This window comes from Brucella cytisi (genome assembly GCF_038433355.1).
Classification (GTDB): Bacteria; Pseudomonadota; Alphaproteobacteria; order Rhizobiales; family Rhizobiaceae; genus Brucella; species Brucella cytisi.
In genome coordinates, this window is the sequence record NZ_JBCAUP010000038.1 from 22,814 (window position 1) to 46,131 (window position 23,318).

The following is a 23,318-nucleotide window of genomic DNA, read 5'->3' on the forward strand; positions in this document are numbered from 1 at the left end:
CGACAAACAGGAGGAACAGTTCCATGAATTCGCCAGCACGCGTCAAGGAAAGAGCAGAAGAACAATCTTCAAGCATGACCACGGATCAGCAGACCGTTATCCGTATGCTCGCCAACGATCTGCATCGCCTCAACTACACCGTCATGAAGGCGGTCGAGGCAGGCGTTTCCGTGGAACTGGTCCGCTCGGCCCGGCATCATGGCGGCGACGGTAACTGGGGTGATCTATTGATCCCAGTCATCGTCACCCATGACAAATGATGATGCTCCCGACTATCGCCGTCGCCGCCATGTTCCTTCATTTTGTGTGCCTTCGGCAGCACGGGAACGGCGACGGTAACTGGGGTGATCTATTGATCCCAGTCATCGTCACCCATGACAAATGATGATGCTCCCGACTATCGCCGTCGCCGCCATGTTCCTTCATTTTGTGTGCCTTCGGCAGCACGGGAACGGCGACGGCAACCGGGGTGATCTTCTGATCCCGGTCATCGTCACCCACGACAAATGATGACGGTCCTCGCTCTCATGCTCGCTGCCATGCTCACACACTTCTCTTTTGGCAGCGACACAATGTCCAAACTGGCAGTTGCCCGTAAAATTCGATGAAACGGGGTTGATCTGCAAATCGCTTTATGGTCGGATTTCCTCAACTGACCTCCCCGGCTGGCCCTGCCAGTCGGGGCTTTTTTTACATAAGAAGATAATCGACAGGTTGAGGAAGGTTGGGCAGGTTTTCCTCACCCAATGCTTCCCGCAGATTGATTTCGATTGTATCGGCGATGGCCCCGATGGGCAGATCGTTCGGTAATGTTCCGAACGGCTCCTCCAGCTCGTCGCCCAGCGCATCCAGCCCAAAGAAAGTATAGGCTACCAGCGTCGTCGCAAATGGCGTTCCCCAACCAAGCATATCGGCAAAGCCGAACGGTATGAAGAAACAGAACAGATAGGCCGTGCGATGCAGAAGCAGCGTATAGCCGAAGGGAACCGGCGTGAACCGCAACCGCTCGCAAGCCGCCTGGACCTCTGCCAATGCAGACACTGAACTGTCAAGCGTCTGGAAATCGACCGGATGCAGAGCGTCTTTCCCACGCATATCCGCTAGAGCAGCACCAAGCCGACGCAAGATGAAATCAGGCTTGTTGCGGCTTTCCGCCAACGCTTTCCGCTCTTCCGCAGACAACCATTTGTCGTATTTGTTTGAGCCACCGGTTTCCTCTGGCCGAAGATGGCTGACCATGGCCTGCGAAAACGCAATCGCATAACGAAGCAGCTTTTCCCGTCCGCCTTCCAGTCCCGACACATTCTCCAGCAACAGCGTCTGACGCCCCAGACCGCGCGTCGTATAGACGAGCTTGCCCCAGATTTTGCGAGCCTCCCACCAGCGGTCATAACAGGCGTTGTTGCGGAAGCCGAGGAAGATCGAAAGCGCAATGCCGAGCAGCGCCAAAGCCGTTCCATTGTTGACGGCTGGCACCCAGCCGGGAAACGCGCGATGCGCCCACACAACCAGCACCGACAGAAGGAAAACCGCAAAAATCTGCGGCAGGATACGCAGGATGATGGAACCCTTGAGTATGAAGAAGAGCTTCCACAAAGGGGGGCGCGGGCGAACGATCATTTCAAGTGGGTCCGACGAAGATGAGTAAATGCAGCCTATACGCCTTCTTGCAACACACGACCAGAAGCACCCTGTATTTTCTTACCGTATAAGAGAATGCAACATTATATTATTCTAAATAACAGTATTACTTCTCATAAAATTGTTCTGACAAATATTATTTTATCAATTTTCATGGATGAGAAATGTCAATCCAATCCTTGATAGACAATATTGCCTCAAACGCGAATATAGGCCCTGGAACCGCCGAGCAAACAGTTGGTATATTGCTCTCCATCATCCAGCATGAAGCTCCGATTGTCGCGCCGCAAATATTCAACCTGATTCCCGGAGCGCCCGCATTGGCACGCGCCAATGATGTGCTCAACCCTGAAAATCATCATGCGGCTGGCATCCTCGGAACAGTTTCGAATGTGGCCGGAAATTTTGCGGGCGAGAGAATAGGCACTTTGGTCTGCGGTCTGGCGGCATTGAAATCCACCGGCATGAGCATGGATCAGGCCAATCAGGCGTTCCTGACAGTCATCCGTCATATCAGGCAAAAAGATCGCGAACTTGTGCGAAAGCTCTTTGCTTTCGTCCCGGCACTGAAAAGCCACTTCAATATTCCGCAAACTGAATCTTGACTGAAAATTCACCGAACTCCAACAAAGCCGCGCCTCATGCGTTGACGCCGGTGCACCATTGGTGGTCCCTGCACCCCGATCCGACGCACAAGCCTGCGGATCACTTGTAAATGGTTGGTCGTGGAAGCCATAGGGTTTGCTCGCCGACTGCGGTTTGAACCGCCCCTTGCGGGGGCAAGGAATTTGGAATTTTCATGTCTGTTCAGTCTCTCATTGACAGTATAGCCACCAAGATCAACATCGATCCGCAGCTTGCAGAAAAGCTGGCTGGCTCGGTGTTTTCCGTTCTGCAGCACAGCGCACCGGAAATCGGCAACAAGATCTTCGCGCTCCTGCCGGATGCCCAGCAGCTCGCCAGCGCCCACGACGTGCTTGCCTCAAGCACCGGCGGTATCATGGGCGCGCTGTCGGGACTGATGGATAATGTGGCCGGCGAAAAGATGAGTGCGCTTCTCAAAGCCGCTGCCACGCTTCGTTCCAGCGGCCTCTCCAGCGACCAGATCACCGAAGCAGGCGGGCAGGTGATCAATTATGTGCGCGACCATGACCCGCAGCTGGTCGACCAGCTGGTTGCAAACGTACCCGCTCTCAAGGGCCATTTCGGTCTCTGACACACCGATTTTCTTTTGTGTGCGCTTTCTGTGATGGCGCACACAAAAGCTTGCCGGACCCATTTGTCATTGAGGCCGGTCGCAGCTATCATGCCGTTATCGAAATCATTTTCTGGTGATTGATGTCTGCTGATACGACGGAAAAGAAGGTTACGCGCGCCCCGCGTCGCCGTACGCCTGCCTATGTCAAATCTCTTCGCGGTGTGAAGAACTGGAAGCAGGCAACCGAATGGCTTGCCTGGCGTGATATCGAAGACATCGAATGCATTACCCCCGATCAGGCGGGGGTTGCCCGCGGCAAGATGATGCCGTCGAAGAAGTTCACTTCCAATACCTCGCTGGCATTGCCTTCGGCCGTCTTCATGACGACGATTTCCGGCGACTATCCGGAAGACGGCTATGGCTTTCATTACCCGGAGGATGACGGCGACCTCAAGCTGGTGCCGGACCTCTCGACCCTTTCGGCTGTGCCGTGGGAATCCGATCCAACCGCGCAGGTTATCTGCGATCTCGTCTATCAGGACGGACGTGGAGTGGAATTCACTCCGCGCAACGTGCTGCGCAATGTCGTTGCCGCCTACAGCAAGCGCGGCCTGAAACCGGTCGTTGCCCCGGAAATCGAGTTCTATCTGGTCCGCAAGAACCCCGACCCCGACTATCCGCTGACGCCACCTGTCGGTCGCTCGGGTCGTGCCATTGGCGGCGGTCAGGGCTATTCGATTGCAGGCGTCAACGAATTCGACGAACTGATCGATGACATCTATCATTTCTCCGAAGGCCAGGGGCTGGAGATCGACACGCTGATCCACGAAGAAGGTGCTGGCCAGCTTGAGATCAACCTGCGCCATGGCGACCCGGTAGAGCTCGCCGATCAGGTGTTCATGTTCAAGCGCACCATCCGCGAGGCGGCGCTCAAGCACGACATGTATGCCACCTTCATGGCCAAGCCCATTCAGGGCCAGCCCGGATCGGCAATGCATATCCACCAGTCCATCGTGGACAAGAAGACCGGACGCAACATTTTCACCAATGAGGACGGCAGCGAAAGCGAGGCTTTCCGCCATTTTATCGGCGGCATGCAGCGTCATGTGCCGAATGCGCTTGTCATGTTCGCGCCCTATGTAAATTCCTATCGCCGCCTGACGCCGGATGCTTCCGCACCCGTCAACGTCAAATGGGGCTACGACAACCGTACCACCGCTTTCCGCGTCCCACGCTCCGACCCCAATGGGCGCCGCGTGGAAAACCGCATCCCCTCCTCCGATGCCAACCCCTATCTCGCGCTGGCGGCTTCACTTGCCTGCGGCCTGATCGGCCTCGTGAACAAGATTGAAGCTGAACAGCCTGCGACCACCAGCGTCAACACCAAGGAAATCGAACTACCCCGCGGCTTGATCGACGCGGTGGAGCTGTTTGAGGAAGACACGGAGCTGCGCAATCTGTTCGGCAGTTCCTTCGTCACGACCTATGCCGCCATCAAGCGTGCCGAGTTCGAAACCTTCATGGAAGTCATCAGCCCGTGGGAACGCGAGTTCCTGCTGCTCAACGTCTGACCGGTTCCACATGCCCTACCAAAGCCCAATCTCGCCCGGCATTTCCTGGTACGAAGCGAGTGTCCCTGATCGGCCGCAATATCCTGAAATGGATGGCTCGCGGCAGGCCGATGTCGTTGTCATTGGTGGCGGATATACAGGGCTTTCGGCTGCCTACCATCTGGCGAGACAGGGCGCGGACGTCACGCTCATCGACGGAGCTCGGTTCGGCGATGGGGCGTCGGGGCGCAATGGCGGTCAGTTCGGCACCGGCCAGCGCACATGGGCCGAGGACCTTGAAGCGGAATATGGCTTTGAGCGCGCCAAGGCTCTGTTCGACGTGGCGGAAGAGGCCAAGGCATATCTCCTTGCCTTTGCCGACGAACACAGGATCGACATGGAATATGTGCCCGGCCAGATTTCGGTCGTGCACAAGCCGCGCTATCTCAAACAATATGAGCGTCACGTCGAGTTGATGGCAAGCCGATTCAACTATCAGAATCTGCGTCTGCTCGACCGCGCTGAAACAGCGAGCCTGCTCGGTTCTGAACGTTATTTTGGCGGCGTCTATGACGCGGGCACCGGCCATATTCATCCACTGAAACTGCTAGTCGGGACTGCAAAAGCCGCCCATGCGGCGGGCGCAAAGCTTTTTGAAGACACCAGAGCTACCAAGATCAGCACCGCAAGCGGACGGGTCGAAGTCGAAACCAATCGCGGAACCATTGTCGCGAAAAAGGCCTTCATCGCTGTCAATGCTTATGGCGGTCTGCTGGAACCGGTCAGCGCATCGCATGTCATGCCGATCCGCTCATTCATCGGCGCAACAGTGCCGCTCGGCGACGACAGCCCCATTATTCCGGGCGGTGAATCCATCGACGATTCCCGCTTCGTTGTGCGTTATTTCCGTCGTTCAAAGGACGGAAGGCTGCTGTTCGGCGGGCGCGAAGCCTATACTGCCGATAATCCGCGCGATATCAGCACACATATCCGCCGCCAGATTGCCGAGATTTATCCGGCGCTGGACAAGGTCGAAATCACCCATGCATGGGGTGGCTCGGTCGGCATCACCATGCCGCGCCAGCCCTTCGTGCGCGAAGTGATGCCCGGTGTCATTTCCGCAGGTGGCTATTCCGGTCACGGCGTCATGCTGGCAAACTATATGGGCAAGCTCTATGCCGAAACCGTTGCTGGCAATCGCGACCGGTTGAAACTGTTCGAAGAACTGCGGATTCCCGCCTTCCCCGGCGGCCGTACTTTCCGCTCACCGCTGCTGTTCCTCGCCCTGTCGTGGTATGCACTGATGGATAGGATTTAGAGCGCATCCCGAAAAGTGTGAAACGGTTTTCGGAACAAGATGCGCGTATTGATCTGATTGAATAAGATCGATACGCGCTCTAAGCCATTACTTCGGCTTGTTCGCTGCGCGCTCCAGCTTGGTCAACACACCGATCAGATTGGGGGCAAGCTCGCGTATCTCGGCAAGATGCGCGGCGCTGAGCCGCTCAAGAACCTGCTCGGCCTTGTCGGTCAGCGCCAATGTATGACGCCGGCGGTCCGAAGGATCGACCATCCGCATCACCAGATCGGCATCCGCCAGCCTGCCGACCAACTCCGTTGCCGTATGCGGCGCGATGACAAGCCATTCCGCAAGGTTGCCAACCGTCAACGGTGCATCAGCGGTATGGGCCTTGATCGCAAGCAGCGCCTGATGCTGTTGCGCCGGAAGCCCTTCCGCTTCCGCAGCCGTTGCACTAAAACTCATGAACCGGCGCAAGCGATAGCGAAGTTCCGCAAGCGCCTGATAGTCGGCTTGTGTCAAAGCATCCGGATTTTGTTTCACAACAGGCTTCTTTCCTGACCTCGATATAAACACACCCGTTCGGCTTTTCCGAAGGCGCTTTGCGGCAATCCCTTCCCCAATAGCAAGCCCCTTGCCCAAACACAAAGATGGGAATTGATTTATATCGTATTACGATATATTTAACCCGCCGTTTAGAGTGCATCCCGAAAAGTGTGAAGCGGTTTTCGGACAAGATGCGCGTCAAACAAACATCGAGACGCGCCGGTCTGATTCAATCAGATCGAGACGCGCTCCAAGACGCTCTCCCCCCAAGCTAGCGTATCCGCCGAGAAAGACAGGAGTTTGCTATGGCCCGGCAAAACGAGTTTCGAAGACCACACGATTTCACCGGCGGCGTAGCGCGCCGCGTCGCGGGCGATTTTACCGCCGACAGGCGAATGCTGCTCCTGATCGCGATGGCGATCGTGATCGGTGCCGCCAGCACCGCTGCGGCATGGTTGCTTGTAAGCCTGATCGCCCTGGTCACCAATCTGGTCTGGTTTGGCCGCATCAGCATTGACCCGGCAACACTGGCGCACCTTTCGCCGTCCTTCTGGATAGTGCTCATCCCCGTGGTGGGTGGCCTCGCAATCGGGCTGATGGCACGTTACGGCTCCGAGAAAATTCGCGGGCACGGTATTCCGGAAGCAATCGAAGCCATCCTGATCGGCGGCAGTCGCATGTCGCTCAAAGTGGCGATACTGAAGCCACTTTCATCAGCGATCTCGATCGGTACAGGCGGCCCTTTTGGCGCCGAAGGTCCGATCATCATGACGGGCGGAGCTATCGGATCGCTTTTTGCGCAATTGTTTCAGATGAGTTCAGCCGAGCGGAAGACCTTGCTCGTAGCCGGTGCCGCCGCAGGCATGACCGCCATTTTCGGTACGCCCATTGCCGCTGTGATGCTGGGCGTCGAATTGCTGCTCTTCGAGTGGAAACCCCGCAGCTTCATTCCTGTGGCAGCTGCAGCAGCAGTCGCTCACACAAACCGACCCTTGTTTTTCGAAACAGGTCCGCTGTTCCAGACCCATTTTCATCTGGCATTGCCTTGGTGGGGAATAGTCGCATGTACCCTGATCGGCATTGTCGCCGGCCTGCAATCCGGCTTGCTCACGACCCTTCTCTACAAGCTGGAGGATGCATTCGAGCGACTGCCCATTCACTGGATGTGGTGGCCGGCAATCGGCGGCATCGCCATCGGCATTGGCGGTCTGATCGAACCGCGCGCGCTCGGCGTCGGCTATGATCTCATCGACGGTTTCCTCAATGATAAATTTCTGGCAACCACAGTGCTGGTGGTCCTGCTTGTCAAAAGCGCGATCTGGCTCTGCGCTCTGGCATCGGGCACGTCCGGCGGTGTTTTGGCCCCGCTTCTGATTTTCGGCGGCGCGATGGGCTGGCTGCTCGGCTTGATCCTGCCAGGCGGCGAACCCGGCTTCTGGGCGCTGCTCGGAATGGCCGCCATGATGGGCGGCACGATGCGCGCACCGCTGACCGGCACGTTCTTTGCAGTTGAAGTCACTGGCGATTTCGGCCAGATCGTTCCGGTGTTCGTGGCGACGGTAACCGCCTATGCGGTCACGGTTCTTCTGCTCAAGCGCTCAATCCTGACCGAGAAAATTGCGCGGCGCGGACAGCACATCACGCGCGAATATGGCGTAAGTCCGTTCGAGTCCGCCCGTGTACATGAAGTCATGGTGACGATTGTGGACACGCTACCGGCAAACATGACCGTGCAGGAAGCCTCTGCCTTTTTCGCCTCGGAAGCGGCACGGCATCGGCTTTATCCGGTCATCGATAACGACCGGATACTGATCGGCATGGTGACGCGCGCTGATGCGCTGGAATGGCAACGTAAGAGCGAATTGTCCAGCCAGACCCTTGCAGATGCCGTTTCCGACACTTCCAATCCCGTCGGCCATCGGGACGACAGCGTGGCGTTCATCACCGACATGATGATCGCTACCGATTGTGGACGCATCCCGATTGTGACACGCGACGGAAAACTCTGCGGACTGGTCAGCCGAAAAGACCTCCTGCAACTGAGAGGCCAGATCAACGGCAGTGAAATGGAACGGAAATCCTTCCTGCGCGCTGCAGAAGCTGGCTAAACTCGGTTCACGAGAAAGGCGGGGCACCAATCAGCGCCCCGCCTTTCTTACCACCGCCCGGTACTATTCATTATTCTACGCTAGGCTTTCACTCGTCTTTGCTGCCAGACGCTGATAGGTTTCCTCAACCACGTCGCGCAGCGGAAGAATGCCGCTCATGCACAACAATGCATGCATATGCTGACGAGCGCCTTCATAGCCCATAAGCGGCGCATAGGGCCGCATGATGATATTGGCTTCGTCCGGATATAGTTCCTGATACTCGGCAAAGTTGGTGAAGCCCTTGTAGCTGTCGCCGCGCATCAGGTAGGTTTCGACGGCTGCCCCTTCCGCCAGCACTGCATCATGACTGTCGAGAACGATGTTGTAATAGTCGATTGTCGTATCCATCGACACGCGCGCTATGCTCTGGCCGTTGACCAGATCCTTCGCGCGGATCAGAACGCCGTCGATAAGCAGCGCATGGTTGGGCGAAAGGTAAAGGTCGCGCTGCGGGGTTTTTCTGTCGATGGCATAACGTTTGACACGGATCGGCATCACGCTCTCATTCCATTGCGTGCCGCCTTTTCTGCAGCTCTGCCATCCGACCCACTTGACCGGACGCGTTTCACCGCAAGCCGTGGTCACAAGATCGCCAACGGATAATGTCTCCACCGCCACCGGGCCGGTGGGCGTTTCGATAAGTGTGCCTTTCAAAAGACAGTGCGATCCAGAGCCTCCTCCGCCACCATGACCACCATGCCACCATTTCGTGCCCAGGGCTTGCGACGGGCGTGATGACATTGTTGAAGCCAGAGCACCCAGTGCCACAACCTTGGCGGCAGTGGCTGCTGTGAGACCCAGAAAATGTCGTCGCGCACGACTTCGCGGCGAATGCCCGTTCTTTTCTGAAGACATGAATCCCTCCGCTCTTCTCGTTACGGCACCGGCCTGAAAATCAGCGTGGATTTCTAGCAAAGCACGATGCACAGCTTCAAAATCTGAAGCGTCGTTCCGTGTTGCCCGGATCAGCGGCGCTTCAGTGCTTTGCCCCAAGTTAACAAGTCTGATCTTAACTGATCCCGACCTCGAAAAGATCCGGCAATCAGGTCTAAAGCCTCCTCGAATAGGCGTAAGCCCTACATCGAAAGGTGAGTTTTTCTGCCGTTGAAAGGCGTTGCCAGCGGTTGCTCCTGCTGATCGAAGTTAAGTCGGCTCCTAAAAGTGTGATTTGTAGCCCTTCATAAAATAGTATACCCCCCTATTCTAATAGAGAGGCTGTTTTCATGAGCACGCATCATCACTCCCACCATTACGGGCATCAGCTGAGTTCCAGACACGACCATGTCTTTCTGGGAGAAAACCACCGGCGCAATGAAAAGCGAACCTGGATCGTGATCGCCATCACGACAGCGATGATGATAATCGAGATCACAGCCGGAAACCTTTATGGCTCCATGGCGCTCACTGCCGATGGCTGGCACATGTCCACCCATGCAGCGGCAATGCTGATCGCAGCCCTTGCCTATCTCTATGCGCGCAAGCACGCACATAATTCGCGGTTCACGTTCGGCACAGGCAAGCTCGGCGATCTCGCTGGCTTTGCCAGCGCCATCGTTCTCGCACTGATCGCCCTCCTGATCGGCTGGGAAAGCTTCTGGCGCTTCAGTTCCCCGGTAAACATCAATTTTCACGAGGCTATTCTCGTCGCAATCATCGGACTGATCGTCAACCTCGTCTGCGCCTGGCTTCTCAGGGACGATCATTCGCACCATCATGGCCATCACCATGGTCATGATCACGATCACGCGGGTGGCCATGACCAGAACTTGCGTGCAGCCTATATGCATGTGCTCGCCGATGCGCTGACATCGGTGCTTGCCATAGCAGCGCTTCTGCTGGGCAGCCTTTATGGCTGGCTCTGGCTCGACCCGGCAATGGGCATTGTCGGCGCTGCGGTGATCGCACACTGGTCATGGGGGCTGATCAAAGACACCGGCTCGACTCTGCTGGACTATCTGCCCGAAGACGAAGACCTGCCGGACGAGATTGCGGAGATCATCAGCCGCGAAGGCGGAGAGATCGCCGACCTGCATGTCTGGCAACTCGGGCCGGGCCATCACGGTGCCATTGTGTCGATCGTCGCGGAGCAGCCGAAGGCACCGTCCTACTATCGGAACAAGCTTGCGGCGATCCATGATTTGTCGCATGTGACGGTGGAGGTGGAAGCGCGCGCTGCCTGAAAATCGCAACATTGCCATGAAGGACCGAAGTTCCCATGACCCACACTATCCGTGAAAAGCAGAAGCTCATCAATCGCGTGCGTCGCATTCGTGGCCAGCTTGAGGGCGTGGAACGGATGCTTGAGGAAGAGAAGGGCTGCGCCGAAGTCATGCAGGTGATTGCGGGCGTCCGTGGTGCGGTCAACGGGCTGATGGCGGAAGTGATCGAAGACCACATCCTGATGCATGTTGCCGATGGCGCCCTTCCGCAAAAGGAACGCGACGAAGGTGCCGGCGAACTCGTCGACGTGGTTCGCGCCTATATGAAATAGACGGTGTGTTGACATCGACCAAAAGCAGGAATAGCTAGGCGGCATGAACAAAGCACTCATCAGCACCCGGTCTTATTACGCCCCGCTCATATAGCGGCGGGTTTGCTTTGTCATAATTCAACCGCTGCATTGCCAGCGGTTGAGTTTCAAGGACAGCGCCTCTGGCCATGCGGCCCTAAAGAGGTCAGTCCATGTCTTGCGACAATAATCAGCATATAAAAATTGGCATTATCGGCTTTGGTGCATTCGGGCAGCTTATCGCCCGTCACCTGAACCCGTATTTCCAGTTGTATGCCTACGATCCCGTCGCAGACCTTGAACAGACGGAGCGGATACATGGTGTCACGCTGACTTCCATGGAACAGGTCGCCCAGTGCAATATCGTCATCCTCGCAACGCCGGTCGCGACGCTCGACCGCGTGGTGGCGATGATCGCGCCGCATCTGCGCCCCGGTGCGCTTGTTCTCGACGTCGGTTCGGTCAAGGTCGGGCCTGCCGATATCATGCAGCGGGGCCTGCCCATGCATGTCGATATTGTCGCCACACATCCGCTCTTCGGTCCGCAGAGCGCGCGTGACGGCATTGCCGGTCTGAAAATCGCCGTCTGCCCCGTGCGCGGTACAAAATTTCGCCGCGTTGCAGCCTTCCTGAAAAAGCATCTTGCCCTCGACGTCATCGTCACGACACCAGAAGACCACGACCGCGAAGCCGCAATGGTTCAGGGGCTGACGCATCTGATCGCCAAGGTTCTGGTGCAGATGGAGCCGTTACCAACCCGCATGACGACAAAGAGCTTCGACCTTATGATGCAGGCGGTCGGCATGGTCCGCCACGATGCGCCGGAAGTGTTTCAGGCCATCGAGCGCGCCAATCCTTATGCTCCAAAGGTACGCAAACATTTCTTCGCACTTGCCGACCGCATCAACGAAGAACTGGATCATCAATCCCGTCGACCCAGCTCGCTTGACGACATGCAACCAATACTCAACGAGAATACAGCTAAACTGCTGAATATGGCCGACGCCTATCCAAAATAATAGGAGTTTGTTACTCATCTTTTTTCGTACTGTGCTAACAGCTTGATAATTCCTTCGGCAGATTCGGGTTTTCAACATGGCATCCACTCAGAAAACCGCATCCATACCGTCAACGGTTTGGATTCTTGGTTTCGTCAGCCTGCTGATGGATATCTCTTCGGAAATGGTACAGACGCTGCTGCCACTCTATCTGGTGGCCGGTCTTGGCGCTTCGGCCATGATGGTCGGATTCATCGAAGGACTGTCAGTCGCCATAGCAACGGTGACCAAACTTTTCTCGGGCGTCATCTCCGACTGGGCAGGCCGAAGGAAACCGCTTGCCGTCGCAGGCTATGGGCTGGCAGCCATTTCCAAGCTTATCTTCCCGCTGGCAACGACAGCTGGCGGTATCGTAATGGCCAAGGCGATAGACCGTGTTGGCAAGGGCATACGCGGCACGCCGCGCGATGCCTTGATTGCCGATGTGACACCGCCGGAAATACGCGGCGCAGCCTTCGGGCTGCGCAAGTCTCTCGACACGGTCGGCGGCTTCGTCGGTCCGCTCATTGCCATAGGGCTGATGCTCGCAACCGGCGGCAACATCATCACCATTTTCTGGATTGCGGCCATTCCGGCTTTCATTGCGGTCGCGCTTTTGATTGTCGGCATTCGTGAACCGGAAATGCCCCCTCAACGCCCCCTTGCTCGCTCCAAGGGAATTCCACGATTTGCCGATGCGGGCAAGCTGAACGCGACCGTATGGATCGTGGTTGCAGTTGCATCGATCCTTACCATGGCTCGTTTCAGCGAAGCATTCCTACTCCTCAAGGCGCAGGAAGCCGGGTTTGCAGCCGCATGGGTACCGATCACCATGGTTGTCATGCATGCCGTCTATGGGCTGACAGCCTATCCGGTTGGCGCGCTCTCGGACAGGTTGGGGCGCAAGGGCCTGCTTGCTGCCAGTCTCGGCTTCCTGATCGTCGCCGATCTTGTGATTGCCCAATCGACCACGATCTATCCGTTCCTTGCGGGCATCGTTCTTTGGGGCCTGCATATGGGTTTTTCGCAGGGCATTCTCGCAACTCTCATCGCCGACACGGCACCGGGCCACCTCAAGGGTACGGCCTTTGGCATGTTCAACGTGATAACGGGTCTTGTCATGCTTGTCGGCAACATCGGCGCCGGTTGGCTGTGGGAAAGCTATGGCTCCTCGTCCACCTTCCTTGCCGGTGCAATTCTATCCGCCGTCGCGCTATTTAGTCTGGTGTTGCTGCCCGGCGCCGCCGCCCGCAAGACGGGTTAGAGCGGCATTTCGGAAGTCTGCTTGACCGTCTGGCTTGGCACGTCGGTCTTCAGATTCTGAACGCCCTTTATACGGCTCAGATATTCCGACTGGAAGCGGCGGTAATCCTCGATATCCGCCGCCACCACGCGGATCATCGCATCATAATCGCCAAGCATGAAATAGCATTCGAGCACCTGCGGCAGCTTCAGGATTTCCTTGGCGAAAGTCTGAAGCGTTTCCTCATCCTGCTGGTCCAGCCGGATGCGCGTGAAGAAAGTGAGCCCTTTGCCAACCTTGGCCGGGTTCAGCACGGCGACATAACGGTCGATCACACCCGCCTCTTCCAGAAGCTTCACCCGCCGCAGGCATGGTGACGGCGAAAGGCCGACCTCGCGTGCGAGATCGTTATTGGCGATGCGGCCATCGCGCTGCAACACGCGCAGAATCCGTTTATCGATATCATCCAGCTTCATTGGCGTTCGATTCCATTTATGCTGATATTATTGGCATTATCTGCCAAATATTGATGCATAAGGGCATAATTCGCAACCAAATTGCTCAAGAGATTGGTTATAGTCACGAAACTTCTCAAGCAAACACGCAAGAGACTGAGCAAGGGGCAACCAGTTACCGGTTGGTCAACGGGAATTTTATGGATATTTCACAGGCCTATGTGCCTCAAAAAAGCAGATCCGGGCGCGGCTCGGAGTTCCGTCGCGGGGCCGCAGCCGGTCTGCCGGTTTTGCTTGGCATTATTCCCTATGCGCTGGTTCTGGGCGCGCAGGCCGCACAAAAAGGCCTCAGCGTCATCGAAGTCCCCCTGATGACCGGACTGAACTTTGCAGGCGGATCGGAATTCGCAGCCATCCAGCTCTGGACCTCGCCGCCGCATGTCCTGCTGATTGTTGCGATCACCTTTCTGGTCAACAGCCGCCATCTGCTGATGGGCGCGGCTCTGGCCCCCTTCATTCGCCATCTGCCCAAGCGCAAGGCTTTTGCGAGCCTGTTTCTGATGTGCGATGAAAGCTGGGCGCTCGGCCTTGCCGATGCGAAACGTCGCCAGTCGAAAGGCGTCAATCCGGCGCTGAGCGTCACCTTCTATGCCGGCGTGGCCATTCCTTTCTATCTCGCATGGGGTCTATTCACCACGCTGGGTGCCGCCTTCGGGCCGATGATGGGAGACCTGCGCCCCTATGGTTTCGACATGGCATTTCCGGCAGTGTTTCTGGTTCTGCTGGCGGGCATGTGGAAAGGTTTTGCGGCAGCGCGCCCGTGGCTGGTCAGCCTTGTGGTGGCCGCGCTGACCTATCTCACCGTTCCCGGTGCCTGGTATGTCGCCGCCGGTGCCTTGTCCGGTCTCGTTGCAGCCTATCTGCTGGCAGGTGAAGAATGATCGATCCATTGGCCGTTCTGACCATCGTTCTGATGGCAAGTGTCACCTATCTCACGCGGATCGGCGGCTATGTGCTGCTGCGCAACCGCACGCTCAGCAAACGTGCGACGGCGGTGATGGAAGCAGCTCCCGGTTGTGTTCTGATTTCGGTCATCGCGCCCGATTTCGTGTCCGACAAGCCTGCCGACCTGATCGCGCTTGCAGTCACGATCTTCGCCGCAACGCGCTTTTCCATGCTGCCAACCGTGCTGATCGGCATTGGCGCGGCAGGCGCCTGCCGCTACCTGATCGGGTAAAGCATGTCTCCAAAAAGTGGACACCGGTTTTTGGATAGAGACATGCTTGAAAACAAATAAACATGTCTCCCGAAAGTGGAGACCGGTTTCGGGACAAAGACATGTTTGAAAACAAATATGTTGGGGTGGACGGCCCCCGAACGGCATCAAAAAGTGCATGTCGCCCGAAAGCGGGGCCCAGTATTGCTCAGTGCAGATGCTTAAGCTTGTCGGGGTTGCGCACCACATAGATACCGACAATCTTGCCGTCTTCTATATCAAGAGCTGTCGTCTGGATTTCGCCATCGGCTTCACGCGTGATGATACCGGGCAAACCATTGATGAAGACCGTACGCAAAAGCGTGGACTGGTTGCCACGGAAATAGCCCGCCAGTTTCTCGTGGGTTTTCATCACCTCATCAAAGCCGAAAACAGGCTTCGGGAAAGCCGGGCGTTTGCCGCCACCATCGGCCTGAAGGTTGACGTCGGCTGCCAGCATCGCACCAAGCGCATTCATGTCGCCGCTGCGCGACGCATTGAAGAAGGCCTGCGCCAGTTCGAGCCCGCGCTGCTTGTCGACCTGAAAACGCGGACGCTCCTCGCGCACATGCTTGCGCGCCCGTGCAGCAAGCTGGCGGCAGGCAGCGGCATCGCGCCGGATAGTCCTGGCTATCTCGTCAAAATCCAGTCCGAAGACATCATGCAGCAGGAACGCGGCGCGCTCCAATGGCGAAAGACGCTCCAGCGCCAGCATGAGCGGAAGGGTGACATCGTCATCCGCTTCCTCTTCGACAACCGGATCGGGAATCCACGGCCCGAAATAGGTTTCGCGCTGGTTGCGACCGGATTTCAGAAAATCAAGGCACAGGCGGGTAACAGTGCGGCGCAGAAAGGCCTCCGGCTCGCGCACTTCGCTGCGATCAGCGTTCATCCATCGGATGAACGCCTCCTGCACCATATCCTCGGCATCGGCGACCGAACCCAACATGCGATAGGCAACGCGGATCAGTTTCGGGCGCAGCGGATCGAAGCTGTCAGCTGCATCGCCTTGCAAGGATGTGTCAGCCATCAGACGGCTGCCTTTACTGCCGGCTTCTTGGCTTCCGGCTCGAACCAGAGGCCGAAGCCAACCGCCATGCGGTTCCATCCATTGATGATGTTGATCATCAGCGTAAGGTTCACTTGCTCCTCCTCAGTGAACTGTGCCTGCATGGCAGTGCGGGCGTCTTCCAGATCGTGACCTTGTGACAAACGGGTCAGCGCATCGACCCATCCCAGAGCCGCACGTTCGCGCTCAGAGTAGCACGGTGCTTCGCGCCATGCGGACAACAAATAGATGCGTTGTTCGGTCTCGCCAAGAGAACGTGCTTCAAGCGTATGCATATTGATGCAATTGGCGCAGGCATTGATCTGCGAGGAGCGGATTTTGACAAGCTCGATCAGGCTCGCTTCCAGACTGGATGCGATGGTCATCGAAGCGTTCAACCAGGATTTCATCGTGGCAGGGGCAACATCGAACGGGTTGAGCAGAGGGGTCATGGTATTGTTCCTTTCGGTTCAAGGGGTTCGATAGACATGACGAGACAGCAACGCCGAATGTGACATCCGGTGGAAAAAAATTTAAATGCCCGACATTTTGGTTCTTATGCGATGGAACAAACTACCTCCCACGAAACCAATCGACGGAACTAATCGCCACGTTATGGAGAAACTGATGCATGAGAACGCCACAAGATAGGCTGCTTTTCCGTGATCTGTTTAAATCCAAACAGCACCAATCCGCTCCTCCTTTCCCCGTTTCCTTTCACCTGCTCCCACCTTTCCAACGCCCATCTCCCGGCTTCCTCCTTCTACCCTCGCTCCGCCCCCTTGCCCCTTCTTCCTGCCTCTCCACATTGACAACATACCAACCGGTCGGTATTATTTAACGGAGGAGATTTTCCCGATCATATCGGGAACCGCTCAGATCAAGCGACAGCAGGCTGCCACTGAACCGACGCACGGTTTGCAACACACCTTGCGAACAGTCTGTGCTGTAGTGAGGAGGAACCATCATGAAAAACGCGTCCACCAACAGCAACAATCCGGCACGTCCCGTCATCACCGCATTTGAAAATTCGCCTGATCGCGGCCGAGGGATGGCGCGTGACATGCCCGTTCGATGGGCGCTTGAAGAGACCGGGCAGGACTATGATGTCCGCCTCGTCTCGTTTGAGGCGCTGAAAGCCCACCCCCATCTCGACCTTCAACCTTTCGGGCAGATACCAACCTATGAAGAGGGCGATCTGGCGCTGTTCGAATCCGGGTCAATTGTGCTTCATATTGCAGAACAGAACCCAGGCCTTCTGCCGGATGACGCCAACGGCCGGGCACGCGCCATCACATGGATGTTCGCCGCGCATAACACCATCGAGCCAGCGATCCTCGAAAGGGAAGTTGCCGGTTTCGTAGAACGCAAGGAAAGCTGGTACGAGCAGCGCATCCCCATCGTGGAAGCGCGTATCCGCAAAAGACTGGATGCCCTTTCCGCCTGTCTTGTCAACAATGACTGGCTGGAGGGTGCGTTCAGTGCCGGTGATCTTCTGATGGTGACCGTGCTGCGGAGGCTGAAGAGTTCGGGCATATTGAACGACTATCCGAACCTTGCGACCTATGTGGCGCGCGGCGAGGCCCGACCGGCCTTCAAACGTGCATATGACGCCCAGCACGCGGTTTTCCTCGCCGTGTCGAAAGATTGAGCCTGTCTTGGCAGCTATCTATCCGCAGTCGAGCTCGCTCAATATCCATTCCCTGAATGCGCGCACCTTTGGCGTATTGCGACGGGATTTGGGATAGACGAGCCAATAAGATCGCCCATCATCGCCAAGAATATCGAACGGCTGGATAAGCTGGCCGGTAGCGATTTCGATCTGGTGGAAAGCAGGTGTGAGGATGCCCACCCCCTGCCCTGCGACTGTCGCCCGACCTTCGATATGCTGCGCTCCAAGCCGGCTCTGCGTATTGCCTTGCATTTGCGGGTTTTCGATCCCCGCCGCCTTGAACCAGATATTCCACCACGGATCGCTCACATCGATGATCTTGAGCCGCAGGAGGTCCGCAGGTTCTTTCACCCCGCCTATAGTGGCCGCTAAGGTCGGGCTCAGCATGGGCGTGAAACTCGCCTTGATGAGCTGATGCGCCTCCAGCCCCGGCCATTTGCCGAAGCCGCTTCTGATCGCGATGTCCACATTGGTCGTCGCAAAATCGATCATGCTGTCGGACGTATCGAGCCGGACCGCGAGTGACGGATGCCGCATCTGGAACGAACCAAGCCGATGCGCCAGCCAGTTGGCGGCAAAAGTGGCAAGAACGCTGATCGACAGCGTACCCTCCGCATCTTCCCGCAGGCTGGCAAAGGCATTGCGCATCGTCTCGAACGCTTCCGTGATCGCGGGAGCAAGCTGCCTGCCAAGTTCGGTCAGTTCCACCTGTCGCGGCATACGTAAGAAAAGCGGCGCGCCGACACGCTCCTCCAATATCTTGATCTGATAGCTGACCGCGGCCTGTGTCATGCCCAGTTCCTCCGCAGCGCGGGTAAAACTTGCATGGCGGGCGGCGGATTCAAAAACGCGAATGGCCGATAAAGGGGGAAGCGCTGTCGTCATGATGCATAAGTCCTCCTTATGCATACTAATCGAGGTTCGATTGGAAAACAAAGGCTTTCAGGCGCATACCTATAGGCAGAATTTAACAAGCAGCTGCCTCCCACAGCCGCTTCATTCGATAGGTGAGATCATGAAAAACGTCGATTCTGCCTGCACAATCGCCACAGCGCCCACGATCAACCACAGGCCGGAAAGCGGCTGGAGCGCGCTGTTCTCCCGCCTGTTTTCGCGCAAACGTACTCATATCGTCGTTACCGAACATTCGCCGGAATATCTCTTGCGGGATATCGGCATCGGTGATGGGCGCGCACAATATTATTCGCGAGACGGCCATAAGCTGCCCGAATGGTAATGATTGCGTCACGCGCTGATGACGGCAAAGCCCCGCGCCTTGAGGCCGCGCCGGTCGTCGTGCAGACTATTGACGAGGCGGCTGCGGCTTCCGTCCAGATGCGCACTCATCAACGCCGTCGCCTTGTCGGCATTTCCTTCGCACACCGCATCGAGAATGGAGCGGTGTTCGGCCCATGCGCAAGCGAGCGCCGCCTCGTCGCGCACTTCCAGCCAGCGCGCCCGTGAGAGACGCTGCATAGCATCGCGCACGCCACGGCTGAGAAACTCGTTGCCGGACAGGCGCGCCAGTTCGATATGAAAATCCATGCCGATCCGGTGCCATTCCTCGCGCGATGTGTCCGCATCACAGCTATCCAGCATCGCCAGAATCAGTTCCACACCGCTGCGATCTTCAAGCGCGCAGGTGAGCTTTAACGCGGCAATTTCCAGCGCTTCACGATAGACACCGATTTGTTCAATTTCGCTGAGATTGATTGGCGAGACCGTCCAGCCGCGCCCTTCACGACAGATCAGGCCTTCCGCCTCCAGCCGCAGAAGCGCTGCCCGGATCGGCGTGCGTGAGGCTTCAAACTGTGCCTCGATCCAGCGCTCGGTCAACCGTTCGCCCGGCCCCAGTTCCAGACCGAGAATCATGTCGCGAAGCTGCGTTTCAACCTGCCTCATCTGTGACATTGGCGACCATTCTCCATTTTCGATCAGCGCTGCAATTGACAAGCCTCATCAACAGGCGCATTCATGCATACCGTTTTGGTATCCCAAAATGGAATACATTGCAATCGCGAGAAATGACATGAGCACCGCCCAAGCCGCTGCAAGCGACGAAACCGTCACTGCAGCCCGCCAGGAAAATATGGCCATCGAAGATAATCACGAGCGCTACTGGAAGCAGAATCTGCTGATCTGCCTCATCGGTTCGTTCACGACGCTCATTGCCATGTCGCTCCTCCTCCCCTTCCTGCCGCTCTATGTGGAACAATTGGGCGTCACCGATCACGCGGCAATCGTGCAGTGGTCAGGTATCGCTTACGGCGCCACCTTTCTGGCAGCAGCCTTCGTCGCGCCACTGTGGGGCAGGCTCGGCGACCGTTATGGACGTAAGCTGATGCTGATCCGCGCCAGCCTCGGCATGGCCATCGCCATGTCGCTGATCGGCATGGTGACGAGCGTCTGGCAGCTGGTGGCGCTGCGTCTGTTCGTGGGCATCGCAGGCGGCTATTCGTCCGGCTCGATGATCCTCGTCGCTACCCAGACGCCAAAAGAAAAGACCGGCTGGGCGCTGGGCGCGCTTTCGGCTGGCATCATGGCGGGCAATCTGGCCGGCCCGCTGCTCGGCGGCGCTTTGCCGCCGCTGATCGGCATTCGCGCAACCTTCTGGCTGGCTGGCGGCGTGATCTTTCTCACCTTTCTGGCCACCACCTTTCTGATACGCGAAGAGCGCAAGCCACCGAAGCCGACCAAGGAGCAGAAGGCGGAATCCATCTGGGCTGCCATTCCTGACAGGAAACCGGTTATCGCCATGCTGGTGACGGGTATGCTGCTGCTTTTTGCCAATATGTCGATTGAGCCGATCATCACCGTCTATGTGATCCAGCTGGTGGACGATCAGACGAAAGTGACACTGATTTCCGGCGTGGTAATGGCTGCTGCAGCCCTCGGCAGCATCATGTCATCCTCGCGACTGGGGCGCCTTGCCGACCGCATTGGCCACACCCGCGTCATCATCGGTGCACTGTCAATTTCCGCGCTGCTTCTGATCCCGCAGGCTTTCGTGACGGAAGCCTGGCAGCTGATCGGCCTGCGTTTTCTGATGGGGCTGGCGCTGGGCGGATTGCTGCCCTGCATCACCAGCGTCATCCGGCACAATGTGCCCGACCGCGTAGCGGGCGGCATTCTGGGCTATTCCGTCTCGGCCCAATATGTCGGGCAGGTTGCTGGCCCCGTCGCTGGCGGTTTCGTCGGCGGTCACTTCGGCATGCGTTCCGTTTTTCTCGGCACTTGCCTGATTATGGCTCTCGGCGCATTTTATAACTGGACCGTCCTGCGCAAGAACCGATAATTTCGGCCATCTCCCGAATCCGCAAAACCCACGGCAGAACCAGAATGACAGCACATATCTTCGCGCCTTTCGCAACGCTTGCCGAAAGGCTGCTGCCTCATGCGCTCGAACACGGCGAGGACGGGTCACATGACCTGTCCCACCTTGCCCGTGTCTGGAAAAATGCCGCTGCGATCCAGCGTCGGGAAGGCGGCGATGCCGAAGTGCTTTGCGCCGCAGCCCTGCTGCATGACTGCGTAAGCGTGGAGAAGAATTCGCCCGACAGAAATCGCGCCTCGCGTCTGGCAGCAGAAAAGGCGACAACGCTGCTGCGCAGTCTCAGCTGGAATGAAACACATATCGACCTCGCTGCCCATGCCATCGAGGCGCACAGCTTTTCAGCCAATATCGAGCCTGTCACGATGGAAGCGAAAATCCTGCAGGATGCGGACCGGCTTGATGCCATTGGCGTGATTGGAGCTGCCCGGTGTTTCTACATTGCGGGCCGCATGGGCAGTGCGCTTTACGACTGGCGCGACCCACACGCCGAAAACCGCCCGCTGAACGACAAGCTTTTCGCGCTCGACCATTTCCGCACCAAACTGTTCGGCCTCGCCTCCGGTTTCAAGACGGAAACCGGAAAGCTCATGGCCGCTGAACGGCACAGTCGGCTGGAAGCCATTTTTGATGACTTCCTTGCCGAAGCCGATGGCTAGATTGAGTAACCACCGTCGATATTCAGTGCCGTCCCCGTCACCATGGAAGCGGCGTCCGAGGCCAGCCAGAGTGCGGCTTCGGCCACATCCTCCGGCGTCGAAAACCGATTGAGGGGAATGGTGGCCTTAAGTGCTGCACGAGCCTCCAGCGTGTCCTCCTCCAGAAACAGTTTCAGTGCCTCACCGTCGCTTTCGGCCGGGCAGATGCAGTTCACGCGGATATTCTTGTCCGCGAGTTCCAGCGCCATCGCCTTGGTCGCGCTGATGATCCAGCCCTTGGACGCGCTGTACCAGACGAGGCCCTTGCGCGGGCGCAGTGCGGTAGCCGAAGCCGTGTTGATGATGACGCCTCCGCCCTGATGCTCCATGATCGGTACAACGATCTGCGTCGAATAATAAAGCGCCTTCATATTCACGGACGCGATCAGGTCGAAACTGTCCTCCGTCACTTCGGTCAGCGGCATGTTGCGATGCGTAAAACCGGCATTGTTGATCATGATGTCGATGCGGCCGAACGTTTCGAAGGCTGTGCGCGCCACGCGCTCCATGTCGTCCTTGCGCGAAACATCAGCCTGCACGGAAAGAGCGTTCTTGCCGATATCGGCAAGCTCATCCTCGACACGCTTCACGTTCACATCGGCGAGAACGACTTTTGCACCTTCGGCTGCAAATCGGCGCGCCATGCCTGAACCGAAGCCCGAGCCGGCACCGGTGATGATTGCGACCTTATCCTGCAGCCTCTTCATGTCATTCTCCAATGAAAGAACACAAGGGATAAAACACCAGCGTTGGCGGCGTTTCCTTGGGTTCTGGTTGTGTTTTGACCGGCGTTGGCGCCGATCGGCATAGTCTTTTTTCCCGCAGGACAAAGGTGCCCTTCGGTTCTCGAACCGTTCTCCAATTCGTGACCCTGATGCCTTCTTGGCTTCGGTCACAGAGTGGCGTTCGGCTCCCGGTTTCCCATTCTCCTTTAAGAGCGCAGTCCGGCGTTGCCGGGCTCGCTAGCAAATCATCAGGACAACCGGGATATCGTCGACGCGCCTTCCGTGGTGGTGATGCCGCGCGGCTCGTAAGCGCGCTGGTCACGCAGAATCTGGAAGGCGATCGTCAAAAGCTTGCGCGCGATGGCAGGCGCGACCGCCTCGACGAAGGCCCAGCGCAGCCACTTGTTGCCCTGCTTGGTGATGTTGCCGTGATAAGTCTTGCCACCAGAGGAATAGGTCGATGGCACAAGCCCGGCGTAGGCAGCAAACTTCTTGGCATTGCGGAAGCGGCTGACGTCGTCGATCTCGGCATCGATCAGCCGGGCGAAGAACTCGCCAATGCCGGGGATCGTCTTCAACAGCTTCACATTGGCATTGGCCTTGGTCATCGCCCGGATCGTCGTTTCCGACTGCTTGATCCGCTCGTTGATGTCGCCGATGAACGCGAGGCCGCGGTCGATTTGGACACGGTCAATGTCCGAGACGTTCACTTCGGCAAGCTGGATGCGGTCGGCCTTGCCAAACAGGTCGCCGAGTTTCTTCAGCTGGGCTGTTTGCTCCGGATACCGGTCAAACACCGTGACGATCCGGTTCTTGGTCATCGTGCGCAGTCGTACGTAAAACATCCGTTCGCGCAGCGCGACGCGAAGCTCCCGAGATTTTTCGCTGGGTGCCCAAGCCTCCGGCACCAGGTCGGCCCGCAGCAGATGCGCCAGTACCGTCGCATCGATCTTGTCGGTC

Annotated in this window: 26 protein-coding genes; 16 read left to right on the forward strand and 10 right to left on the reverse strand. The window is 57.4% G+C overall.

What is annotated here, in order from left to right:
- The first annotated feature begins 23 nt into the window (after positions 1-23).
- Positions 24-260: an SMc00767 family acetate metabolism repressor gene (locus AAE521_RS24685; protein ID WP_010659117.1), complete on the forward strand. Its 237-nt coding sequence runs from the start codon at positions 24-26 to the stop codon at positions 258-260.
- A 430-nt stretch (positions 261-690) separates the two neighbouring features.
- Here the strand turns inward: AAE521_RS24685 and AAE521_RS24690 are convergent, their stop codons facing one another.
- On the reverse strand, positions 691-1,620 hold the full coding sequence (locus AAE521_RS24690) for a bestrophin family protein (RefSeq protein ID WP_342062811.1): 930 nt from the start codon (positions 1,618-1,620) through the stop codon (positions 691-693).
- Between the two features lie 185 nt (positions 1,621-1,805).
- On the opposite strand from AAE521_RS24690, the gene AAE521_RS24695 reads away from it, so the two are divergent.
- From AAE521_RS24695 to AAE521_RS24710, 4 genes are all read left to right on the forward strand, one after another.
- Positions 1,806-2,246 carry a hypothetical protein gene (locus tag AAE521_RS24695; RefSeq protein ID WP_071631289.1) on the forward strand — a complete coding sequence of 147 codons (441 nt, stop codon included), beginning with the start codon at positions 1,806-1,808 and terminating at the stop codon, positions 2,244-2,246.
- Between the two features lie 194 nt (positions 2,247-2,440).
- Positions 2,441-2,857, forward strand: a complete 417-nt coding sequence (locus AAE521_RS24700) for a 3-hydroxyacyl-CoA dehydrogenase family protein (RefSeq protein ID WP_125335889.1) — start codon at positions 2,441-2,443, stop codon at positions 2,855-2,857.
- Positions 2,858-2,979: 122 nt separating this feature from the next.
- Positions 2,980-4,410 carry a glutamine synthetase family protein gene (locus AAE521_RS24705; protein ID WP_010659122.1) on the forward strand — a complete coding sequence of 477 codons (1,431 nt, stop codon included), beginning with the start codon at positions 2,980-2,982 and terminating at the stop codon, positions 4,408-4,410.
- Between the two features lie 10 nt (positions 4,411-4,420).
- Positions 4,421-5,707: an NAD(P)/FAD-dependent oxidoreductase gene (locus tag AAE521_RS24710; RefSeq protein WP_342062812.1), complete on the forward strand. Its 1,287-nt coding sequence runs from the start codon at positions 4,421-4,423 to the stop codon at positions 5,705-5,707.
- Between the two features lie 87 nt (positions 5,708-5,794).
- Here AAE521_RS24710 and AAE521_RS24715 read toward each other — a convergent pair whose 3' ends face one another.
- Positions 5,795-6,154, reverse strand: coding sequence for a MarR family winged helix-turn-helix transcriptional regulator (locus AAE521_RS24715; protein ID WP_235817608.1), 360 nt, complete (start codon positions 6,152-6,154; stop codon positions 5,795-5,797).
- Positions 6,155-6,540: 386 nt separating this feature from the next.
- On the opposite strand from AAE521_RS24715, the gene AAE521_RS24720 reads away from it, so the two are divergent.
- The gene (locus AAE521_RS24720; protein WP_342062813.1) at positions 6,541-8,343 is read left to right on the forward strand and encodes a chloride channel protein; all 1,803 of its coding nucleotides are present in this window, start codon (positions 6,541-6,543) and stop codon (positions 8,341-8,343) included.
- 75 nt (positions 8,344-8,418) lie between these two features.
- Here AAE521_RS24720 and AAE521_RS24725 read toward each other — a convergent pair whose 3' ends face one another.
- Positions 8,419-9,240: a Hint domain-containing protein gene (locus AAE521_RS24725; protein ID WP_071631284.1), complete on the reverse strand. Its 822-nt coding sequence runs from the start codon at positions 9,238-9,240 to the stop codon at positions 8,419-8,421.
- A gap of 368 nt (positions 9,241-9,608) precedes the next feature.
- On the opposite strand from AAE521_RS24725, the gene dmeF reads away from it, so the two are divergent.
- The 4 genes from dmeF (at position 9,609) to AAE521_RS24745 (ending at position 13,195) form a co-directional block, all read left to right on the forward strand.
- The gene (gene dmeF / locus AAE521_RS24730; protein WP_071631283.1) at positions 9,609-10,565 is read left to right on the forward strand and encodes a CDF family Co(II)/Ni(II) efflux transporter DmeF; all 957 of its coding nucleotides are present in this window, start codon (positions 9,609-9,611) and stop codon (positions 10,563-10,565) included.
- Between the two features lie 35 nt (positions 10,566-10,600).
- Positions 10,601-10,876, forward strand: coding sequence for a metal/formaldehyde-sensitive transcriptional repressor (locus AAE521_RS24735; RefSeq protein ID WP_012093288.1), 276 nt, complete (start codon positions 10,601-10,603; stop codon positions 10,874-10,876).
- A gap of 191 nt (positions 10,877-11,067) precedes the next feature.
- On the forward strand, positions 11,068-11,913 hold the full coding sequence (locus AAE521_RS24740) for a prephenate dehydrogenase/arogenate dehydrogenase family protein (RefSeq protein ID WP_342062814.1): 846 nt from the start codon (positions 11,068-11,070) through the stop codon (positions 11,911-11,913).
- 76 nt (positions 11,914-11,989) lie between these two features.
- Positions 11,990-13,195: an MFS transporter gene (locus AAE521_RS24745; RefSeq protein ID WP_342062815.1), complete on the forward strand. Its 1,206-nt coding sequence runs from the start codon at positions 11,990-11,992 to the stop codon at positions 13,193-13,195.
- Here the strand turns inward: AAE521_RS24745 and AAE521_RS24750 are convergent.
- Positions 13,192-13,650 (reverse strand): Lrp/AsnC family transcriptional regulator, encoded by a 459-nt coding sequence (locus AAE521_RS24750; protein WP_010659131.1) that lies wholly within the window; start codon positions 13,648-13,650, stop codon positions 13,192-13,194. The two genes, AAE521_RS24745 and AAE521_RS24750, sit on opposite strands and share 4 nt — an antisense overlap.
- A 179-nt stretch (positions 13,651-13,829) precedes the next feature.
- Here AAE521_RS24750 and AAE521_RS24755 point away from each other — a divergent pair, with 179 nt between their 5' ends.
- Entirely contained in the window at positions 13,830-14,570 is a 741-nt protein-coding gene (locus AAE521_RS24755) for an AzlC family ABC transporter permease (RefSeq protein WP_342062816.1), read from the forward strand.
- Entirely contained in the window at positions 14,567-14,866 is a 300-nt protein-coding gene (locus AAE521_RS24760; RefSeq protein ID WP_071631279.1) for an AzlD family protein, read from the forward strand. Before AAE521_RS24755 ends, AAE521_RS24760 begins: the two co-directional genes overlap by 4 nt.
- A 187-nt stretch (positions 14,867-15,053) precedes the next feature.
- Here AAE521_RS24760 and AAE521_RS24765 read toward each other — a convergent pair whose 3' ends face one another.
- Together AAE521_RS24765 and AAE521_RS24770 are read right to left on the reverse strand one after the other, a co-directional pair.
- Entirely contained in the window at positions 15,054-15,914 is an 861-nt protein-coding gene (locus AAE521_RS24765; protein WP_071631278.1) for a sigma-70 family RNA polymerase sigma factor, read from the reverse strand.
- On the reverse strand, positions 15,914-16,384 hold the full coding sequence (locus AAE521_RS24770) for a carboxymuconolactone decarboxylase family protein (protein ID WP_010659135.1): 471 nt from the start codon (positions 16,382-16,384) through the stop codon (positions 15,914-15,916). The genes AAE521_RS24765 and AAE521_RS24770 overlap by 1 nt, the downstream gene beginning before the upstream one ends.
- Positions 16,385-16,899: 515 nt before the next feature.
- On the opposite strand from AAE521_RS24770, the gene AAE521_RS24775 reads away from it, so the two are divergent.
- Positions 16,900-17,583: a glutathione S-transferase family protein gene (locus tag AAE521_RS24775; protein ID WP_071631277.1), complete on the forward strand. Its 684-nt coding sequence runs from the start codon at positions 16,900-16,902 to the stop codon at positions 17,581-17,583.
- Between the two features lie 18 nt (positions 17,584-17,601).
- On the opposite strand, the gene gcvA is transcribed toward AAE521_RS24775, so the two are convergent.
- A complete protein-coding gene (gene gcvA, locus AAE521_RS24780; RefSeq protein WP_071631276.1) occupies positions 17,602-18,489 on the reverse strand; it encodes a transcriptional regulator GcvA in 888 nt (295 codons plus the stop codon).
- A gap of 130 nt (positions 18,490-18,619) precedes the next feature.
- Between gcvA and AAE521_RS24785 the strand changes: the two genes are divergently transcribed.
- Positions 18,620-18,841 carry a hypothetical protein gene (locus tag AAE521_RS24785; RefSeq protein WP_071631275.1) on the forward strand — a complete coding sequence of 74 codons (222 nt, stop codon included), beginning with the start codon at positions 18,620-18,622 and terminating at the stop codon, positions 18,839-18,841.
- 8 nt (positions 18,842-18,849) lie between these two features.
- Here AAE521_RS24785 and AAE521_RS24790 read toward each other — a convergent pair whose 3' ends face one another.
- Positions 18,850-19,515, reverse strand: coding sequence for a GntR family transcriptional regulator (locus AAE521_RS24790; protein ID WP_071631274.1), 666 nt, complete (start codon positions 19,513-19,515; stop codon positions 18,850-18,852).
- A gap of 118 nt (positions 19,516-19,633) precedes the next feature.
- Here AAE521_RS24790 and AAE521_RS24795 point away from each other — a divergent pair, with 118 nt between their 5' ends.
- Positions 19,634-20,899, forward strand: coding sequence for a multidrug efflux MFS transporter (locus tag AAE521_RS24795; protein WP_342062817.1), 1,266 nt, complete (start codon positions 19,634-19,636; stop codon positions 20,897-20,899).
- A gap of 44 nt (positions 20,900-20,943) precedes the next feature.
- On the forward strand, positions 20,944-21,594 hold the full coding sequence (locus AAE521_RS24800; RefSeq protein ID WP_071631273.1) for an HD domain-containing protein: 651 nt from the start codon (positions 20,944-20,946) through the stop codon (positions 21,592-21,594).
- Here AAE521_RS24800 and AAE521_RS24805 read toward each other — a convergent pair.
- A complete protein-coding gene (locus tag AAE521_RS24805; protein WP_071631272.1) occupies positions 21,591-22,340 on the reverse strand; it encodes an SDR family oxidoreductase in 750 nt (249 codons plus the stop codon). The genes AAE521_RS24800 and AAE521_RS24805 overlap by 4 nt on opposite strands.
- Before the next feature lie 266 nt (positions 22,341-22,606).
- Positions 22,607-23,318 (reverse strand): IS110 family RNA-guided transposase (locus AAE521_RS24810; RefSeq protein ID WP_342062818.1); only part of this gene is annotated, 712 nt, incomplete at its 5' end.

Bases quoted from the DNA above. Each gene is read 5' to 3' on its own strand.
- AAE521_RS24805 (WP_071631272.1), bottom strand. From the start codon at position 22,340: ATGAAGAGGCTGCAGGATAAGGTCGCAATCATCACCGGTGCCGGCTCG.
- AAE521_RS24750 (WP_010659131.1), bottom strand. From the start codon at position 13,650: ATGAAGCTGGATGATATCGATAAACGGATTCTGCGCGTGTTGCAGCGC.
- AAE521_RS24710 (WP_342062812.1), top strand. From the start codon at position 4,421: ATGCCCTACCAAAGCCCAATCTCGCCCGGCATTTCCTGGTACGAAGCG.
- AAE521_RS24755 (WP_342062816.1), top strand. From the start codon at position 13,830: ATGGATATTTCACAGGCCTATGTGCCTCAAAAAAGCAGATCCGGGCGC.
- AAE521_RS24685 (WP_010659117.1), top strand. From the start codon at position 24: ATGAATTCGCCAGCACGCGTCAAGGAAAGAGCAGAAGAACAATCTTCA.
- AAE521_RS24800 (WP_071631273.1), top strand. From the start codon at position 20,944: ATGACAGCACATATCTTCGCGCCTTTCGCAACGCTTGCCGAAAGGCTG.
- AAE521_RS24745 (WP_342062815.1), top strand. From the start codon at position 11,990: ATGGCATCCACTCAGAAAACCGCATCCATACCGTCAACGGTTTGGATT.
- AAE521_RS24770 (WP_010659135.1), bottom strand. From the start codon at position 16,384: ATGACCCCTCTGCTCAACCCGTTCGATGTTGCCCCTGCCACGATGAAA.
- gcvA (WP_071631276.1), bottom strand. From the start codon at position 18,489: ATGACGACAGCGCTTCCCCCTTTATCGGCCATTCGCGTTTTTGAATCC.
- AAE521_RS24690 (WP_342062811.1), bottom strand. From the start codon at position 1,620: ATGATCGTTCGCCCGCGCCCCCCTTTGTGGAAGCTCTTCTTCATACTC.
- AAE521_RS24725 (WP_071631284.1), bottom strand. From the start codon at position 9,240: ATGTCTTCAGAAAAGAACGGGCATTCGCCGCGAAGTCGTGCGCGACGA.
- AAE521_RS24705 (WP_010659122.1), top strand. From the start codon at position 2,980: ATGTCTGCTGATACGACGGAAAAGAAGGTTACGCGCGCCCCGCGTCGC.
- dmeF (WP_071631283.1), top strand. From the start codon at position 9,609: ATGAGCACGCATCATCACTCCCACCATTACGGGCATCAGCTGAGTTCC.
- AAE521_RS24715 (WP_235817608.1), bottom strand. From the start codon at position 6,154: ATGAGTTTTAGTGCAACGGCTGCGGAAGCGGAAGGGCTTCCGGCGCAA.
- AAE521_RS24740 (WP_342062814.1), top strand. From the start codon at position 11,068: ATGTCTTGCGACAATAATCAGCATATAAAAATTGGCATTATCGGCTTT.
- AAE521_RS24695 (WP_071631289.1), top strand. From the start codon at position 1,806: ATGTCAATCCAATCCTTGATAGACAATATTGCCTCAAACGCGAATATA.
- AAE521_RS24775 (WP_071631277.1), top strand. From the start codon at position 16,900: ATGAAAAACGCGTCCACCAACAGCAACAATCCGGCACGTCCCGTCATC.
- AAE521_RS24785 (WP_071631275.1), top strand. From the start codon at position 18,620: ATGAAAAACGTCGATTCTGCCTGCACAATCGCCACAGCGCCCACGATC.
- AAE521_RS24720 (WP_342062813.1), top strand. From the start codon at position 6,541: ATGGCCCGGCAAAACGAGTTTCGAAGACCACACGATTTCACCGGCGGC.
- AAE521_RS24760 (WP_071631279.1), top strand. From the start codon at position 14,567: ATGATCGATCCATTGGCCGTTCTGACCATCGTTCTGATGGCAAGTGTC.
- AAE521_RS24765 (WP_071631278.1), bottom strand. From the start codon at position 15,914: ATGGCTGACACATCCTTGCAAGGCGATGCAGCTGACAGCTTCGATCCG.
- AAE521_RS24700 (WP_125335889.1), top strand. From the start codon at position 2,441: ATGTCTGTTCAGTCTCTCATTGACAGTATAGCCACCAAGATCAACATC.
- AAE521_RS24735 (WP_012093288.1), top strand. From the start codon at position 10,601: ATGACCCACACTATCCGTGAAAAGCAGAAGCTCATCAATCGCGTGCGT.
- AAE521_RS24795 (WP_342062817.1), top strand. From the start codon at position 19,634: ATGAGCACCGCCCAAGCCGCTGCAAGCGACGAAACCGTCACTGCAGCC.
- AAE521_RS24790 (WP_071631274.1), bottom strand. From the start codon at position 19,515: ATGTCACAGATGAGGCAGGTTGAAACGCAGCTTCGCGACATGATTCTC.